Raw genomic sequence first — 18,191 nt, forward strand, 5'->3', positions numbered from 1 at the left:
ATAAAAGTGTATACTTAGTGGCAAGAGTCAATGTCTGAGATGGAGTAATCCAGATGAATGCAGTAGTGGATTTAACGAACCGAATTTCGGGATATCATCTGGGCGATCAATTATACTGCGGTTCGAGAACCCTAGTTTATCGAGCCATCCGAGAAACAGATCAGCTTCCGGTTGTCATTAAACTATTAAATCGAGACTATCCCAGCTTCAGCGAACTGCTGCAATTCCGCAACCAGTACACCATCGCCAAAAACCTAAGTCTGCCCGGAGTCGTTGAACCCTACAATTTGGAATCCTATCGCCACAGCTATGCCCTAGTAATGGAGGATTTTGGCGGTATTTCTCTGCGAGACTACGCCCAAGAGCACTCGCTGACTCTAGCAGAAGTATTGGAAATTGCCATTCAAATAACTGACATCCTTGACGCACTATACCGAAACCGAGTCATCCACAAAGATATTAAGCCAGCTAACATCCTAATACATCCCGAAACTAAACAAATTAAACTCATAGACTTTAGCATCGCCTCCTTACTGCCAAGAGAAACTCAAGAAATTCAAAATCCCAACGTTTTAGAAGGAACCCTCGCCTATATTTCTCCCGAACAAACTGGACGAATGAACCGAGGTATCGACTACCGCACTGACTTTTATTCTCTGGGGGTCACATTTTACGAATTGCTGACAGGAAAACTGCCATTTGAATGTGAAGATCCGATGGAGTTGGTTCACTGCCATATTGCCAAACAACCTCCGGCAATAAACAGCAAAGAAATCCCGCAGGTGGTTTCGGATATTGTCATGAAGCTAATGGCAAAAAATGCCGAAAAACGCTATCAAAGTGCCTTGGGGTTGAAGCATGACTTAGAACGATGTTTGCAGCAGTGCCAAGAAACTGGAAAGATTGAAACTTTTGAGTTAGGAAGGCGGGATGTCTGCGATCGCTTCCTGATTCCTGAAAAGCTTTATGGTCGTGAAACTGAAGTAAAAACCCTGTTGAGTGCCTTCGATCGCGTGGCAAGTGGCACATCCGAATTAATGCTAGTCGCTGGGTTCTCCGGGATTGGAAAAACGGCTGTCGTCAACGAGGTACATAAACCGATTGTCCGGCAGCGGGGCTATTTCATCAAAGGCAAATTCGACCAGTTTAACCGCAACATTCCCTTCTCGGCATTTGTCCAGGCATTCCGCGATTTTATGGCACAATTACTCAGTGAAAGTGATGCCAAACTCAAGGCGTGGAAAAATAAGATTTTAGAAGCGGTTGGGGAAAACGGACAAGTAATTATTGAAATCATCCCCGAATTAGAAAAAATTATTGGTCAACAGCCAGCCGCCCTTGAATTATCAGGAACTGCTGCCCAGAATCGCTTTAATTTATTATTTCAAAAATTTACTAAAGTCTTTACCAGCTTAGAACATCCATTCGTAATGTTTTTAGATGATTTGCAATGGGCAGATTCAGCATCACTAAAGTTAATGCAGGTCTTAATGGGTGATACAGGTCATCTTTTATTAATTGGTGCGTATCGTGATAACGAAGTCCACCCAGCGCATCCATTAATGTTAACTTTGAGTGAGATTCAAAAAACACCAGCAACGATTAATAGGATTACTTTAGCAGCACTCAATAAAGTCACAGTAAATCAATTAGTTGCTGATACCCTTAAATGTACTGAAAGTTTGGCATGGACTCTTTCTGGATTAATTTATCAAAAAACTCAAGGAAATCCGTTTTTTGCTACTCAATTTATCAAGGCATTACATCAAGATGAATTGATTTATTTTAACTGGGAAGAGGGTTGTTGGCAATGTGATATCGCACAAGTAAATCAGCTTGTTTTTACAGATGATATTGTTAGCTTTATGGCCTTGCAATTAGAAAAATTGCCTACCTCAACTCAACAGGTGTTACAGCTAGCAGCTTGTATTGGAAATCAGTTTGATTTGGCTACTTTGGCGATGGTTTCTGAACAATCCCAAACCGAAGTGGCTGCAAGTTTATGGAAAGCCTTGCAGGAAGGTTTGATTTTAGCCCAAAGTGAAGTTTATAAGTTTTATGTTGGGGAAGAATATCAATTACTTGACCCAGAAAATTCTGAGATTGTTGCATATAGATTTTTACATGACCGGGTGCAACAAGCGGCATACTCCCTAATCCCCGCCGATGAAAAACAAACCGTTCACCTGAAGATTGGACAGTTAATCCTGAGTAACACCCTCGAAAGCAACCGGGAAGAACGCATTTTTGAAATCGTCAGTCAACTTAATGTTGCGGCTGAATCAATCGTCCAATCCGCAGAACGTCAAAGATTGGCGCAATTTAATTTGATGGCAAGTCGCAAGGCAAAAGCAGCGATCGCCTATACTGCCGCCTGCAAATATGCCGAAGTGGGCATTGGGTTACTCACTCAAAACAGTTGGCAGCATCAGTATGAGTTGACGCTAGCACTCTATCAAGTCGCCACAGAAACCGCCTATCTGAGCGGTGATTTAGAGAAAATGGCAGCCAATGCCCGCCTTGTCCTGAAGCACGCCAAAAGCCCATTAGATCAAATCAGCGTTTATGAAGTGAAGATTGAGGCATTCACTGCTCAAGGTCATTTTACTCAAGCGATCGCGGCGGCACTTGCCATCTTAAAGCAATTGGGAGTGGAACTGCCTGCAGCCCCTACCCAGGAAGATGTGGCGGCTGCCTTTAGTACCGTCTCCGATGCGATTGGAGAGCGTTTGCCTGGTGAGTTACTCAACCTCAGCGAAGCAAGGGATGTGAACATCTTGGCAGCGGCTCGAATTTTGACATCGGCAGCACCGGGCGCTTATCTTTCTCAGCCACTGTTGTATTTACTGGTGATTTTAAAAAAGGTTTATCTGTCCATCGTGTATGGCAATGAGTCAACCTCGACCTTTTGTTATGCCTCTTATGGGATATTGATGTGTGGTGTGTTGGGAAAAGTTGAATTAGGTTATGAATTCGGTCAGTTAGCCCTTGACCTGCTATCACGTTATCCCAATTCCGAATTAAAGGGGAAAACTTTATCACTCGTCTATGTGTACACAAGGCATTGGAAAATGCACCTGCGTGAGACATTACAGCCCTTGCAGATGGCTTATTGTAGTTGTTTAGATGTAGGCGATTTGGCTTTCGCGGGCTACTCTGCCTATAACTACGGTTTTTACTCCTATTTTGCAGGGCAGAATTTAACGCAACTGGAGCCGGAAGTTGCCGGATATTGTGAATCGCTCAAGCACCTCAAGCAAAATCTAACTCTGACTTATTCCCAGTTGAATCGACAAATTCTGCTGAATTTAATGGGGGATGCAGATAACGTGGTGGTGTTGAGCGGTGCAGCGTACAATGAACAGCATCAACTTCCATTACATGAAACAACGGGCGATCGCACCGGATTAGCATTGCTGTGGATTAACAAACTGATTGTGTCCTATCTGTTTTCAGAGTTTGAAGAAGCTGTAGAACAGGCTGGGCAGGCAAGACAGTATTTGGATGCTGTCCTTGCTTTTTTATATGTACCAATCTTTCATTTTTATGAGTCTTTAGTCCAGTTAGCATGGTTTGGCCAATTTTCGGATCCAGAAGAGCAGCAAATGAAAGAATGCGTCGCTGCTAACCAAGAAAAACTAAAATACTGGGCAACTTATGCGCCGATGAATTTTTTGCACAAATTTCATTTAGTCGAGGCGGAACGAGAGCGAGTACAAGGTAATAAAGCTGAGGCATTAGAGTTGTACGATCGCGCGATCGCAGGAGCCAAAGAAAACGAATACCTCCAAGAAGAAGCGTTAGCAAACGAATTAGCTGCAAAATTCTACCTAGATTGGGGAAAAGAAAAAGTTGCCGCCAGCTATATGCAGGAATCATATTACTGTTATGCCCGTTGGGGAGCTAAAGCCAAAGTTGAACACCTAGAACAAAGCTATCCCCAATTACTTCATCCCATCCTGAATCAGCCGAAACTTCGCTTTAATCCTCTAGAGACGTTGGTAACGATTAGCCAGTCTTCGCACATTTCTACCACCAGCAGCACCAGTATTTCCGATGCCCTTGATTTCGCATCTATTGTGCAAGCTGCTCAAGCTTTATCGAGTAAAATTCATATTGATGAATTACTCGATACCCTCAATCAAATTATTTTGAAAACTTCTGGCGCAGAAACTTGTGCTTTGCTACTCCCCCATCGGGATGAATGGCAAATCCGGGCCATAACTCACATCAATCCAGATAATGAGTTACCCACAACCTTACTGCAAACCCAATCTATCGATGGCTCGGAGATGATTCCGCTCAAGCTGGTTTATTATGTCAAACACACCCTGGAAACTGTGGTTATTGAAGGTGGCAAGACGGATATTCCGGGTTTAATGAATGACTGTACGCTCCAGTATCACTCTCAGAGTATGCTATGTACTCCGATTATCGATCGCGGGAACTTAGTTGCGATACTTTATCTCGAACATAGCTCGACGAAAGGAGTGTTTACTCGCGATCGTCTCCTCATCCTCAACTTCCTCTGCACTCAGGCTGCCATTTCCCTAGAAAATGCGCGATTGTATCAGCAAGCGCAGGACTACGCCCACCAGGTTGAACAATCACAACTGCAATTAGTGCAGAGCGAAAAAATGTCGGCTTTGGGCAATTTAGTGGCCGGGGTTGCCCATGAAATTAATAATCCCGTGGGATTTATTTCTGGCAATATTCATGAAGCGATCGCCGCCGTCAAAGATATTACAGAATACTTGCAGCTATATCAAGAAAAATTTCCGAGTCCCGGTGAGGAGATTGAAGAAAAAGCTGAAGAGATCGATATCGAATATCTTTTAGAAGATTTGCCAAAAATGTTGCATTCTATGCAAGTCGGGTGCGATCGCATTCAAGGTATCAGCACCAGTCTTCGTACCTTCTCCCGAACAGACAAAGATTACAAAGTTTCTTTCAATATTCATGACGGAATTAACAGTACGATTTTGATTCTCAAACACAGATTGAAAGCGAACGAACAGCGTCCAGCGATTGAAGTTGTGAAAGAGTACGGGAACTTGCCCTCTGTCGATTGCTTCCCCGGACAACTCAATCAGGTGTTTATGAATATCTTGGCAAATGCCATTGATGCACTGGAAGAATCTAATCGGGAACCGAGTTTAGATAAGATTAAAACCCCAGCCCATTGCATCACGATTCGGACAGAAAGACAGTCTTCTGAGTGGGTGAGTATTCGCATTTATGACAACGGAACAGGCATAGCAGATGAGATAAAATGTCATATTTTTGACCACTTATTTACAACTAAAGGTGTGGGTAAAGGCACGGGGTTAGGATTGGCGATCGCACGGCAGATTGTAGTTGAGAAACACGGCGGTAAAATCGAGGTAAATTCTGTATTGGGAGAAGGGACGGAGTTTACAATTTTATTGCCTACAAACGGATGAAGTTAATTATGCGATCGCCGCCTTTAACCCTTACACATAGAGGCGCACATTAATTTTTAGCAGTCACTATTTGAGATGAGGAGAGCCAAAATGAATGCAGGTATAGATTTAACCAGTCCAATTGCCGGATACCGTCTAATCGAGCAACTGTACAGTGGTTCTAAAACCCTGGTTTACCGAGCTTTTCGAGAAATCGATCTGCTTCCCGTTGTCATTAAACTATTCAATAGAGACTATCCCAGTTTCAGCGAACTGCTGCAATTTCGCAACCAGTATACCATCGCAAAAAATTTACGTCTGCCGGGAGTCGTTGAACCTTACTGTCTGAAATCCTACCACCACAGCTATGCCCTAGTGATGGAGGATTTTGGCGGCATTTCTCTATGGCAATACGCCCAAGATAGATGCCGAAGACGGATCGGTGAAGCACCTACGCTGACTTTAGCAGAAATATTGGAAATTGCCATTCAAATAACTGACATCCTTGACGCACTATACCGAAACCGAGTCATCCACAAAGATATTAAGCCAGCTAACATCCTAATACATCCCGAAACTAAACAAATTAAACTCATAGACTTTAGCATCGCCTCCTTACTGCCAAGAGAAACTCAAGAAATTCAAAATCCCAACGTTTTAGAAGGAACCCTCGCCTATATTTCTCCCGAACAAACTGGACGAATGAACCGAGGTATCGACTACCGCACTGACTTTTATTCTCTGGGGGTCACATTTTACGAATTGCTGACAGGAAAACTGCCATTTGAATGTGAAGATCCGATGGAGTTGGTTCACTGCCATATTGCCAAACAACCTCCGGCAATAAACAGCAAAGAAATCCCGCAGGTGGTTTCGGATATTGTCATGAAGCTGATGGCAAAAAATGCCGAAAAACGCTATCAAAGTGCCTTGGGGTTGAAACATGACTTAGAACGATGTTTGCAGCAGTGCCAAGAAACTGGAAAGATTGAAACTTTTGAGTTAGGAATGCGGGATGTCTGCGATCGCTTCCTGATTCCCGACAAAATCTATGGACGAGAAACCGAAGTAAAAACGCTCATACAAGCCTTTGAAAGAGTCAGCAAAGGTGCAACAGAAATAATGCTCGTTGCGGGTTTTTCAGGAATTGGCAAAACTGCCGTTGTCAACGAAGTTCATAAACCCATTGTGCGGGAACGGGGTTATTTTATCAAAGGAAAATACGATCAATTTCATCGCAACATTCCCTTCAGCGCCTTTGTGCAAGCATTCCGCGATTTAATTGGGCAATTGCTATCCGAATCAGATTGGCAATTAGAAACATGGAAAAGCCAGATATTAACTGCATTAGGAGACAATGGACAAGTCTTAATTGACGTAATTCCTGAGTTAGAAAATATTATCGGTAAACAGCCAGCCGCCCTTGAATTATCGGGAACTGCAGCCCAAAATCGGTTTAATCTCCTATTGCCCAAATTTGTGCAAGTATTTACCAGTAAAGAACATCCATTAGTCATGTTTTTAGATGACTTGCAATGGGCAGATTCCGCATCACTTAACTTGCTGAACTTATTGATGCAAGAGGCTGGGTATCTATTAATATTAGGTGCTTATCGAGATAATGAAGTCTCCCCCGTACATCCATTTATTTTAACAGTGGATGAAATTGTTAAAACTGGGGCAACGGTGAATACAATTACTTTGCCACCGTTAAGGGAACCTGATATGAATCAGTTAGTGGCAAATACACTGAATTGTGAATTATCCCTAGCCGCTCCTTTGACAAAATTAGTGTTTCAAAAAACTCAAGGTAATCCTTTTTTTGCGACTCAGTTTATCAAAGCATTACATGATGACAAGTTAATTAGCTTTGATTGCAAAAAGCAATATTGGCAATGCGATATTGCCCAAGTGAAGGCCTTAGCAATTACGGATAATGTGGTTGAATTCATGGCATTGCAATTACAGAAATTGCCCCGAGAAACTCAGGATAGTCTCAAACTAGCGGCTTGTATTGGGGCGCAGTTTGATTTGAATACCTTAGCAATTGTCAGTGAGAAATCTGCCGACAGTAGCGCCACAGCTTTATGGAAAGCCTTGCAAGAAGGTTTGGTAATTCCTACTACCGAAATTTATAAGTTCTATACCCAATCTGATAGTGAAGAAGTTTTCAATGATTCCGCCAATCCGACTTATCGATTTTTACACGATCGCGTCCAACAAGCGGCTTATTCATTGATTCCTGACGAGCAAAAACAGCAGACTCATTACCATATTGGGAAACTACTCCAACAAAACTTATCAGAAATAGAAAAAGAGGAAAAGCTGTTTGATATTGTCGGGCATTTGAATTTAGGAATTGAGTTCATGACTCAAGCTGAGGAACGGGAAGCCTTAGCCAGATTGAACTTAGCAGCCGGACAGAAAGCCAGAAATTCTACAGCCTATACAAGCGCCAGAAGTTTTGTGAAAACAGGGCTGGAGTTACTCACTGAAAACTGTTGGGAAACTCAGTATGAATTAACCCTGAATCTTTATGTGGCTGCGGCTGAGAATGCCTACTTAAATGCCGATTTTAATGGCATGGAAGAAATGGCAGCTCAGGTTTTGCGATCGGCCAAAACAATACTAGATAAAGTCAAGATATTTGAGATTCAAATCAACGCACTGACAACTCAGAGTCAGATGTTAGAAGCGATCGCGATCGGCACTAATGCCCTAGCACAATTGGGGATTGAACTCCCCTATGAAACTGACGAAGCCTTGACACGCATTGCATTACAAAACCTTGCCAACCAACTGGAGGGCAAACAGATTGAGGAACTGGTTAACCTTCCCGTGATGAGCGATCCTCGGACAATCGCGGCGATGCAATTGTTAGGCATCTTGTTTCCGGCTATTTTTATGGGAAATCCTGCCTTGCAGCCTCTGCTTTGTGCCACAATGGTCAGTCTATCACTTGAATTTGGAAATACACCAGCATCAACAATCGGGTATGTGGGTTATGGCATTGTGCTGTCTGGTTTTTTATCAGAAGTAGAGAAAGGTTATCGCTTTGGGCGAGTAGCACTGAGCTTACTCAATCAGTTGAATTGGCCAGAATTTAAATGTATCACTTTACTTTGGTTTGGCTGTTTTATTCAGCATCGTCAAGAACCACTGAGGGCAGGAATCCCAACTGCGAAAGAAGGCTATTTAGTCGGAATGGAAACAGGTGATTTTCTGAATGCTGGTTACTGCGTCAGTAGTTATTTATATAATAATTTTTTTTCGGGAGTAGAGCTTGATGATTGGCACGCAGAAATAGAAAATTACTGTGTTGTCTTAGCGACTGTGAAGCAATATTCTCCTATGGTTTACCTGAAGCTGGCACAACAGGCGGTGCATAACTTGAGCGAAATTGTCAAGCAACCGGATTTGTTAATCGGTGAGGCTTATGATGAAAAGGTGATGTTTCCTCAGCACAATCAGAATAGTGAGCTTACTGCACTCGCTCTTGCCTATAACTACAAACTAATGCTTGCCTATCTCTTTGGCAATTACACCAACGCCCTAGACTACATTGCCCAAGCAAGCCTTTATTTGAAGGTAGCGGCAGCAATGATTCATACTCCGGTTTTCCATTTCTATGCAGGGTTAACCTACTTGGCACTCTGCTCTAGGCAGTCAGAAATTGAGCAAGGGAACACTCTCGCTTTGGCAGAAACCCATCAAACCACTCTGGCTCAATGGGCAAACCCTGCCCCGATGAATCACCAACATAAAGTTAACTTAGTAGAAGCAGAAAAATGCCGAGTTTTAGGCAAGAATTACGAAGCTGGAGATTGGTACGATCGCGCCATTTCAGGAGCCAAAGAAAATGGTTATATCCAAGAAGAAGCTTTAGGCAACGAACTAGCTGCAAAATTCTACTTAGATTGGGGGAAAGAAAAAGTTTCACAATCTTACATGATTGAGGCGTATTACTGTTATTCTCGTTGGGGTGCAAAGGCTAAAGTCGCTTATTTAGAACAACACTATCCACAACTACTGAAAGCTATTCTTCAACCTACTAAATTTGTCATCCCCTCTGGAAAAACTATCAACCAGACCAGGATGGGAAGCCTAACTAGCGTCAGTAGTAGCGAGAATTTATGGTTAGATTTTCCAGCAGTAATGAGGGCCGCACAAGCCATTTCACAAGAAATTGAATTAGAGAAACTATTAGCCACTTTGATGCAGATTACGCTCGCGAATGGGGGAGCACAAATCGGTTGTTTAGTTCTTCTCCAAGACTGCCAATGGTTAGTCGTCGCTCAAGCCGTTGAAAAGCAGACAAAAATATTAGAAATTCCTCTGGAACAATATCAGGAAATTCCTCATAGTTTGATTTATGCGGTGGCACGAACTCAAGCGACGGCTGTTTTTGACAACTTAAGTACAGCCGACCAATTTGCAGGCGATCGCTATATTATCGCTCATCAACCTCAATCAGTTTTATGTACTCCAATTATTCGGCAAGGAAAACTCGTCGGTATTGTGTACTTAGAAAATAACTTAACAGTGGGAGCATTTACTAATGAGCGAGTAGAAATTCTCCAGATGCTCTCAGCTCAAGCGGCGAATTCTATTGATAATGCTCGTTTATATAAACAAATAGAGAAATATTCCCAAAGCTTAGAAGCAGAAGTAGCGCAAAAAACGGAAGATTTAAGGCAAAAAGCTTTTGATTTAGAGCAAGCCTTTAAAAACTTACAACAAACGCAAGCACAATTAATTCAGAGCGAAAAAATGTCATCTCTGGGTCAACTGGTAGCTGGGATTGCTCACGAAATCAACAATCCAGTAACATTTATTCGTAGTAATGTTGGACATATAGAGGATTATGTCAAAGATTTGCTTATTTTACTTAATATTTATCAACAAGAGTATCCTGAAGCCAGTAAAGTAATTAAAGCGAAAATAGAAGAAATGGATTTAGAATTTATCTGGGAAGATTCAATTAAAATTCTGCAATCTATGAAAGCAGGGAGCGATCGCATTAGCCAAATTATCCTGAGTTTGCGTAACTTTTCCCGCTTAGATGAAGCCGACATGAAAGCAGTAGATTTACATACCGGAATTGAAAGCACTTTGCTAATTTTACAAACTCGCTTAAGACTGAGCGATGGCAAATCAGAAATACAAGTTATTAAAGAGTATGGAAATCTGCCCAAGGTCATTTGTTATGCTAGTGAGATAAATCAAGTATTTCTGAGTATTATCAGTAACGCTATTGATGCTCTTCAATCAATTGATACAACAGACAAAAGTCCTGCCATCACGATTCAGACTGAAGTTATAGAAAAAGACAGGGTTACAATTAAAATAACTGATAATGGTGCCGGTATTCCGGCGAATATTCAATCCCGAATATTCGATCCATTTTTTACAACTAAACCAGTGGGTAGCGGTACTGGTTTGGGTTTATCTGTTAGCTATGGTATTGTCAAAAAACATGGGGGAAAATTAACCTGTAATTCGAGAGTTGGAGATGGTACAGAGTTAGCGATCGAGATTCCTATCAGGTATATTAGAACCTAAAGAAGGTTCTTAGGAATGAGAATTAAATAACTTCCACTATTGAAAGTGGGAGGGGCTCTTATAGCCCGTCCACTCATGACGGGCTATAAGAGCCCATCCCACAATAACAATTAAAATTGTAAGTTATTTAATTCGCGATCCTTACTCCTACACCCGTTGGGAGGTCAAACAAAAAATATTCGATCATTTATTGACGACGAAAGCGGTAGGGAAAGGAACGGGATTAGGATTGGCGCACGGCTGATTGTAGTTGAGAAACACTTTAGTATGCTAGAAGTCAACTCAACTTTAGATCGCGGTACAGAATTTATAATTTCACTGCCATGTTGAACATTACCTGGGTAATTTATAGCCAATTTTGGGATTTTTATTGAAAATTGAAAGTTTTTTACACCCGACTTTACAATTTATAGTGAGGGATAACTTCTGCCAAAGTCTTGATACTTCCGTCGGGCTAATTCATAAAGGAATCTCGATCGCAAATTCCGTACCTTCTCCTACGGTGGAACGGCAGCTTAAGGATCCGGCGTGTTTTTCCGCGACAATTCGGTAACTGATGGCTAACCCTAAACCAGTGCCTTTTCCCATCGGTTTTGTCGTGAAAAACGGGTCAAATAATCGGCTACGCACGTCTTCTGTCATGCCGATCGCATTATCGGAAATGCGAATACAAATACTATTTTCGTTCAGGGCTTCTGTGCGAATGCTAATAGTTGGTTCCCAATCGTCGCCGCCGGCTGCCGCTCGCCTTTTTTGGTTGCAAGCATCTTCCAATGCGTCAATACTGTTGCTCAGCAGGTTCATAAATACCTGATTTAGCTGACCTGCATAACATTCTATTAAGGGGAGTTTACCGTAATCTTTGATTACTTTAATTTCTGGATAGTCGCCTCTGGCGCGCAGTTTGTTGTGTAAAATTAGCAGCGTATTGTCTATGCCTTCATGAACGTTGGTAGGCTTTTTTACCGAGTCGTCTAAACGCGAGAAATTTCGCAAGCTCAGAACTATTTCGCGAATGCGATCGGCTCCCATTTTCATCGAAGATAATATTTTCAGTAAATCTTCTCTCAGAAATTCTAAATCGATATTGTCAATACATTCTTGAACTTCTACCAGCGGCTGAGGATAGTGTTTTTGGTAAAGTTCTACAAGCTGCAACAAGTCTCTGATATATTGGCTGGCGTAGGAAATATTGCCGTAGATAAAACTGACAGGGTTATTAATTTCGTGAGCTACTCCAGCTACCATTTGACCGAGACTTGACATTTTTTCGGTATGAATTAGATGAGCTTGAGTTTCTCGGAGTTCTTTGAGAGCGATTTCTAGCTGCTGGGCTCTGTTGTTGGCGATCGCCTCGGAGAGGCGCAAAGCATCCTCCGCTGCTTTGCGCTCTGTGATGTCAAAAATGGCGCCGTTGAGGGATAAAACTTTACCGTCTGCGTTGAAAAGGGCTTGACCTTTCTCTGCAACCCACCGCACATTTCCGTCGCAGTGAATTAGGCGATATTCGATGATGTAAGGTTGTTTTGTCTTAATAGCCCGATCGATAATTGTCTCGATTTGCTCCACGTCATCGGCATGAACTATACTCGGAAAAGCCTGCACCGGTTTTTGCATAAAGTTAGCTGCCGGATAGCCGGAAATAGCTTCGATGCCACTGCTGATAAAAGTTACGCTCGATCGCCCCGCAGCACTGCAGCGGTAAACCGCACCGGGAATGCTAGAAACTAATGACCTAAATTCTTCTTCCCTTTCTCGCAAAGCTGCCTCAATCCGCTTGCGTTCGCTAATGTCACGAGCAAACGCACACTGATATTCTTTGCCGTTAAATTCCAAATGGTTGATGGTAATTTCTACGGGAAAAATGCGACCGTACTTAGTGAGGTGGTGAACTTCAATATTAACCGAACCGCAGCGTTTTAAGACTTTCCAGTGCAAACTCCAAGCAGTTTGGGGAAAATCTGGATTGATGTCGTGCACGGTCATCGAGAGCAATTCTGCGGCAGAATATCCTAATGAAGTGCAAGCAGCGTCGTTGACGTACAAAAATTTACCGTCGGGCCCGATCCAGAATATCGCATCTGCCGATCGGTCGATCGCAAATTGAGTCAGTTGCAACTTTTCCTCAACCCGCTGGCGATCGGCAATTTCTTTTTCTAACTGTTCGTTAAGCGAATTGAGAGCTAAAGTGCGATCGACAATAGTATCTAAAGGGTAAATATCGAGCAATTGTTTTGCCAATTCTCCTTTCTCGATATCATATTCGGGCTGATTTTGTTCTACTTTTTTTAAAGACATTTGTTGAAATTTTTCTTTTTGATTGAAACCAGACTCGGCAAGTGCTTTCGGCATGAGGGCGAGGGCAGTTGCGGCTAAAAGCAAAGAAATCAAAGCACTTGCTGCTTTGAGAGTTATCAACAGCCAATATATGGAATGCCAAAGCGTCCAAACTTCCGTCAATTTAGCGGCGCTCCAGGCAAAAAAAACAATGGCAAACAGCCGGAAAATCTTGCGCTGAGAACCTTGGCGGGTAAAATAAACTAACGATAGGGCGATCGAGCAATAAGCCAGTGCCGTCAGCGAGTCAAAAACAGCGTACAATCGCAACTCCGGCACCAGGTTGCAGGCGAGTCTAGAAGATACAGCAAGTGTGGAAAAAAAAATTGTTAATTGTTCTTGCATAAAGTTCAAGAAAAAAATTATCTGTACCAATGCAAATCGGATCAAATCTAATTATTTGATTTCGGCTAGTGAAATATTTACATAATTATATACTTTTTTCATTTTTTATGAAACAGCTATTTTTTCAGGAAATGTCAAAACTGTCGAGGTGGGGCCCTGGGAACGAAGTTTTTCCCAAGCATGAGCCATGCCGAGCGTCACGGCTCGCAACGTAAGCATTGCTCCCTGTGACGGAATACATAGGTTTGCCTACTGATTGCTTCAGAAACATTTAAATAGTTAACGATCGCTATTAAATTTTCTTTGAGATTACTTAAGCAGTGAGCCAGGGGTTAAAAACCCCTGGCTCACAGATGGACTAACAGACTTTTAAGGCAAAGAAAATCTCAATTTTTCCGCTGGAAATCCACAATTAAGCACCGCCCAGCGCCCAATGCACCAAAGTCCGAACACCAAAACCAGTAGCCCCAGGGCCATTATAGCCATTTTCTTTGTCAGTCCAAACCGGGCCGGCAATATCTAAATGCGCCCATGCAGTATCCTTTACAAACTGCTTCAAAAATAGCGCCGCCGTAATCGAACCGCCGGGACGCGGGCCAGTATTTTTCATGTCGGCGTGCAATGCTTTCAACCCCTCAAAATACTTCTCTTCCATCGGCATCCGCCAAAATTTTTCGCCGGCCAATTCTGAGGCGGCGACTATTTCGGCAGCGACGCTATCTTGAGGACTCCACAAACCCGCGATATCGTCGCCTAAAGCAATTACGCAGGCCCCGGTTAGAGTTGCTAAATCTACTATTGCGTCAACTCCCAATTTATCAGCAAATACCAAAGCATCAGCCAGGGTTAAACGACCTTCAGCGTCGGTATTGTTGACTTCAATTGTTTTGCCGTTGGAAGCTGTAAGAATGTCTCCAGGGCGCATGGCGCGGCCGCTGATCATGTTTTCTGTGACGGCGCTGATAAAGTGAACTTCCACATCGGGTTTGATGTGACCGATCGCCTTTGCCGCTCCCAAAGTAGCCGCAGCGCCGCCCATATCTACTTTCATCATTTCAATGCCGCTGCCCGCACCTTTGATGTTCAAACCGCCAGAATCAAAGGTCAATCCTTTGCCGACAATTGCTATTTTGCGGCGCGGTGTGCCTTCGGGTTTGTAAGTTAAATGGATGAATTTAGGCGGTAAATCAGATGCTAGGGCAACGCCGAGAAAGGCTCCCATTCCAAGTTTTTCGCAGTCTTCTCGCTCCAATATTTCTAATTCTAAACCGCATTCGGTAGCTAGACTTTGAGCGGTTTCTGCCATGGTAATCGGGGTGACAAAATTTGCAGGCGCTGCGACTAATTCCCGTGCTAAAATGACTCCGGCAGTGATTTGGCGGGCGCGGACGATCGCACTTTCGGTACCGGCAAAACCGAGCAAATGAATTTGTTCGAGTTGCGGGCTTTTGTCTTCCTGTTCCGATTTGAAACGGTTGTCTTGATTCAAGGAGAGTTCTACACCTTCGGCGATGGCGCTTGCTGTAGAATCCGGCGCGTTTTTCCACACCGGAAAGCTAATTCCGAGGGTTTTGCATTTCTCTTTTTTGGCTAACTTGGCGCAAACGCCTGCAGCTTGCCGCACGGTGTCTAATTTTAAGTCCTCTGTTTTGCCCAAACCGACGATCGCAATTTTGCGAATGGGATTATTGCCGCCGACGCGGGTGATGGCGCTCGTGCCCACTTTGCCCTTAAAATCTACTTCCAGTAGCAGCTCTTTCAAAGTGCCTGCAAGCTTTTCATCTAATTGTGCCAGCTCGCCGGTGAATTCCAAGCCGTCCTCAAATAGACCAATTGCCAGGGCGTCTCCTGTCCAAACAGAGCGGGGCGTATCGGTGACTAGAAATTCCATGTTTTGATTTACACTTTAGATTTTAGATTTTTGATTGTACTTTGCAGTGGGTGGTTTGTGGTTTTTCGTTGGTGCGGGGAAATAGATCGATCGCACAAATTTTCGGCTCCACATCAAAATAAATTCTGCTACTATATCAGCCAAGTCCGCCTGCGATCGGATCTTCCACCAATCTCAATCATCTGTTTGGGGGTCGGCTGTCCGTTTTTGCCCCACTATTAACATTTATTTCTCGTTGAACAGGCATCCTGCCTGTGATGGCGTAGAACACCCATCCTGCCTCTGATGGCTCTTGACAAACGATCGGTTCTCTATATCTTATTCTCTTAAATTTTCCCATGCTAAAACGACGCCGGGCCCGATTTTCTGTTTTAATCAGCGTTTCAGTTTGCGTTATTGCGATCGGCTCTTTGGTTGCTGCGATGAAATTGATGGGTTTGGGCTCATCCCAGAAGGCCGAGCAGCCCCAGAATGCAGCGAATTCCGAATCGCAAGTCAAGATGCTGGTATCGCTGTCACCGAGCGAGCGATCGGCGAAATTAGTTGAAATTGCAGCCAGTCAGCCTCCTGCAAGTACGAACCCGCAGCAGCAAATCTCCCCTCAAAGCCGCGCCCGCTACCTGCTGGCCAGCGATTTAATCCAGCAAGGAAATGCCGCCAAAGCATTAAAATTATTGGACAAATTAGAGCAAGAATATCCGGTTTTAGCCTCTCACATTGCCCTAAAAAGGGCCCGAGCTTACCAATTGAGCGGCGACAAAGGCAAAACTAAAAAAGCTTGGGAGGAACTGCTCAAAAACTATCCGAGGGACCCGGTAGCAGCGGAAGCTTTATATGTTTTAGGCAAGTCAAAACCGGAATATTGGCAACAGGCAATTACTGAATTTCCCGCTCATCCCCGCAGCGTAGAAATTGCTCTCGGCAAGTTAAAAGAAAATCCCAATCAGCCCCAGTTAATGCTGCTAGTAGCAAAACACGGTCATTATGTCAAAGATTACGGGACAATTGTGGAACAACTGGTGCAGCGAAACAGCGCAGGTTTGAAACCGGAAGATTGGGAAGAAATTGCCTTTGGCTATTGGGAAAAACAAGATTATGGCAAAGGAGCTATTGCTTACGGGAAAGCTCCCCGCAACGCCAAAAATCTTTACCGCAAAGCTCGCGGTTTGTGGCTCGACGGAAAAATCCCGGAATCGAGAATTGCCTATCAAGAATTAGTGCGCGATTTTCCCGATGCCGAAGATACTGGTTTGGGTTTAATTCGGCTATCGCGGCTGAGCGAACCGAAAGAAGCGATCGTTTTGCTCGATCGAGTTATTAGCAAATTCCCCAATCATGCCCCCGAAGCTTTGTTAGATAAATCCCAACTTCTCGACAAAGCACGCAGTGGTCAATCCGCCTCAGATACCCGGAAGTTGCTCTTGACAAAATACAATAATTCTGATAAAGCAGGCGAATTGCGGTGGACGATCGCCCAACAGTTTGCCAAAGGCGGAGATTTAAAATCAGCTTGGCAGTGGGCCAGAGAATTAACCACCCATAATCCCGACAGCGAACAAGCTCCAGAAGCAGCATTTTGGGTCGGGAAATGGGCACAGCAACTCGGTCGGCAACAAGACGCCAAGACTGCATTTGAGTACACTATATTACGCTATCCAGAATCATATTTTGCGTGGCGATCGGCTGTACTTCTCGGCTGGCCCGTCGGCGACTTTACCACAGTCCGAGATTTGTCTCCCAATGTAGTGCGGCCGCCTCAGCGCCCCGAACCAATGGCAGGTTCTCCTGCCTTGAAAGAACTCTATCAATTAGGTCAAGATAGAGATGCTTGGACGCTGTGGCAAATAGAATTTATCGACCGCGTAGAACCCAGTATTGCCGAACAGTTTACCGACGGTTTAATGCGAGTTGCAGTCGGAGACAATTTAGACGGTTTGTGGATGGTTGGGAGTTTGCGGCAGCGCGATAAACCAGATGATAGAACCCAATACCTCGAACTCAGACAGCAACCGATTTATTGGCAAGCACTTTATCCTTTTCCTTACTTAGAAACCATTGTCAAATGGTCGCAAGATCGCAAAATAAATCCAGTATTAGTAACAGCATTAATCCGGCAAGAATCGCGATTTATGCCCGCTATTAAATCATCAGTTGGCGCCACAGGTTTAATGCAAGTAATGCCGGAAACAGCAGCTTGGGTTGCTGGACAAATCAGCCTCAAAAAGTATTCATTGGAGAATGTGGACGACAACGTTAAACTCGGTACATGGTATTTGGATCACACTCACGACGAGTACAAGAATAACTCGATGTTAGCTGTGGCGAGTTATAATGCCGGGCCAACTGCAGTATCAGATTGGTTGAAGAGGTTTAATTTTAGTGACCCGGATGCTTTTGCGGAAAAGATTCCGTTTCCTGAAACCAAAGGATACGTAAAATCGGTGTTTGAGAATTACTGGAATTATCTGCGGATTTACAATCCAGAAGTTAATCAGTTAATGAGTGAGCATTATGCGGCTGCTCAGAAAAAAGCAAAGTGAATTATTCGTGGTGTGGGGGCGGGTTTATCTAAATTGTTGGTAATCCTTAGATATTTTTGGTGGAACCCGCCCCTACCAAATAGGGTTTCGTAG

Annotated in this window: 5 protein-coding genes and 1 pseudogene; 4 read left to right on the top strand and 2 right to left on the bottom strand. The window is 43.6% G+C overall.

Features of this window, described 5'->3' with window-relative positions:
- The first annotated feature begins 53 nt into the window (after positions 1 to 53).
- The 3 genes and pseudogenes from QUA88_RS12140 to QUA88_RS29495 all read left to right on the top strand — a co-directional run.
- The gene (locus QUA88_RS12140; protein ID WP_333056368.1) at positions 54 to 5,444 is read left to right on the top strand and encodes an AAA family ATPase; all 5,391 of its coding nucleotides are present in this window, start codon (positions 54 to 56) and stop codon (positions 5,442 to 5,444) included.
- A 90-nt stretch (positions 5,445 to 5,534) separates the two neighbouring features.
- Entirely contained in the window at positions 5,535 to 10,985 is a 5,451-nt protein-coding gene (locus QUA88_RS12145; protein WP_333056369.1) for an AAA family ATPase, read from the top strand.
- A gap of 160 nt (positions 10,986 to 11,145) precedes the next feature.
- Positions 11,146 to 11,315: pseudogene (locus QUA88_RS29495) on the top strand (sensor histidine kinase); the annotation flags it as partial.
- A gap of 129 nt (positions 11,316 to 11,444) precedes the next feature.
- On the opposite strand, the gene QUA88_RS12150 reads toward QUA88_RS29495, so the two are convergent.
- Together QUA88_RS12150 and QUA88_RS12155 are read right to left on the bottom strand one after the other, a co-directional pair.
- A complete protein-coding gene (locus QUA88_RS12150; RefSeq protein ID WP_333056370.1) occupies positions 11,445 to 13,667 on the bottom strand; it encodes a PAS domain S-box protein in 2,223 nt (740 codons plus the stop codon).
- Positions 13,668 to 14,079: 412 nt separating this feature from the next.
- On the bottom strand, positions 14,080 to 15,558 hold the full coding sequence (locus QUA88_RS12155) for a leucyl aminopeptidase (protein WP_333056372.1): 1,479 nt from the start codon (positions 15,556 to 15,558) through the stop codon (positions 14,080 to 14,082).
- 338 nt (positions 15,559 to 15,896) lie between these two features.
- Between QUA88_RS12155 and QUA88_RS12160 the strand changes: the two genes are divergently transcribed.
- Positions 15,897 to 18,098, top strand: a complete 2,202-nt coding sequence (locus tag QUA88_RS12160) for a transglycosylase SLT domain-containing protein (RefSeq protein ID WP_333056373.1) — start codon at positions 15,897 to 15,899, stop codon at positions 18,096 to 18,098.
- Positions 18,099 to 18,191 lie beyond the last annotated feature (93 nt).

The organism is Microcoleus sp. D3_18_C2, assembly GCF_036702395.1.
Classification (GTDB): domain Bacteria; phylum Cyanobacteriota; class Cyanobacteriia; order Cyanobacteriales; family Microcoleaceae; genus Microcoleus.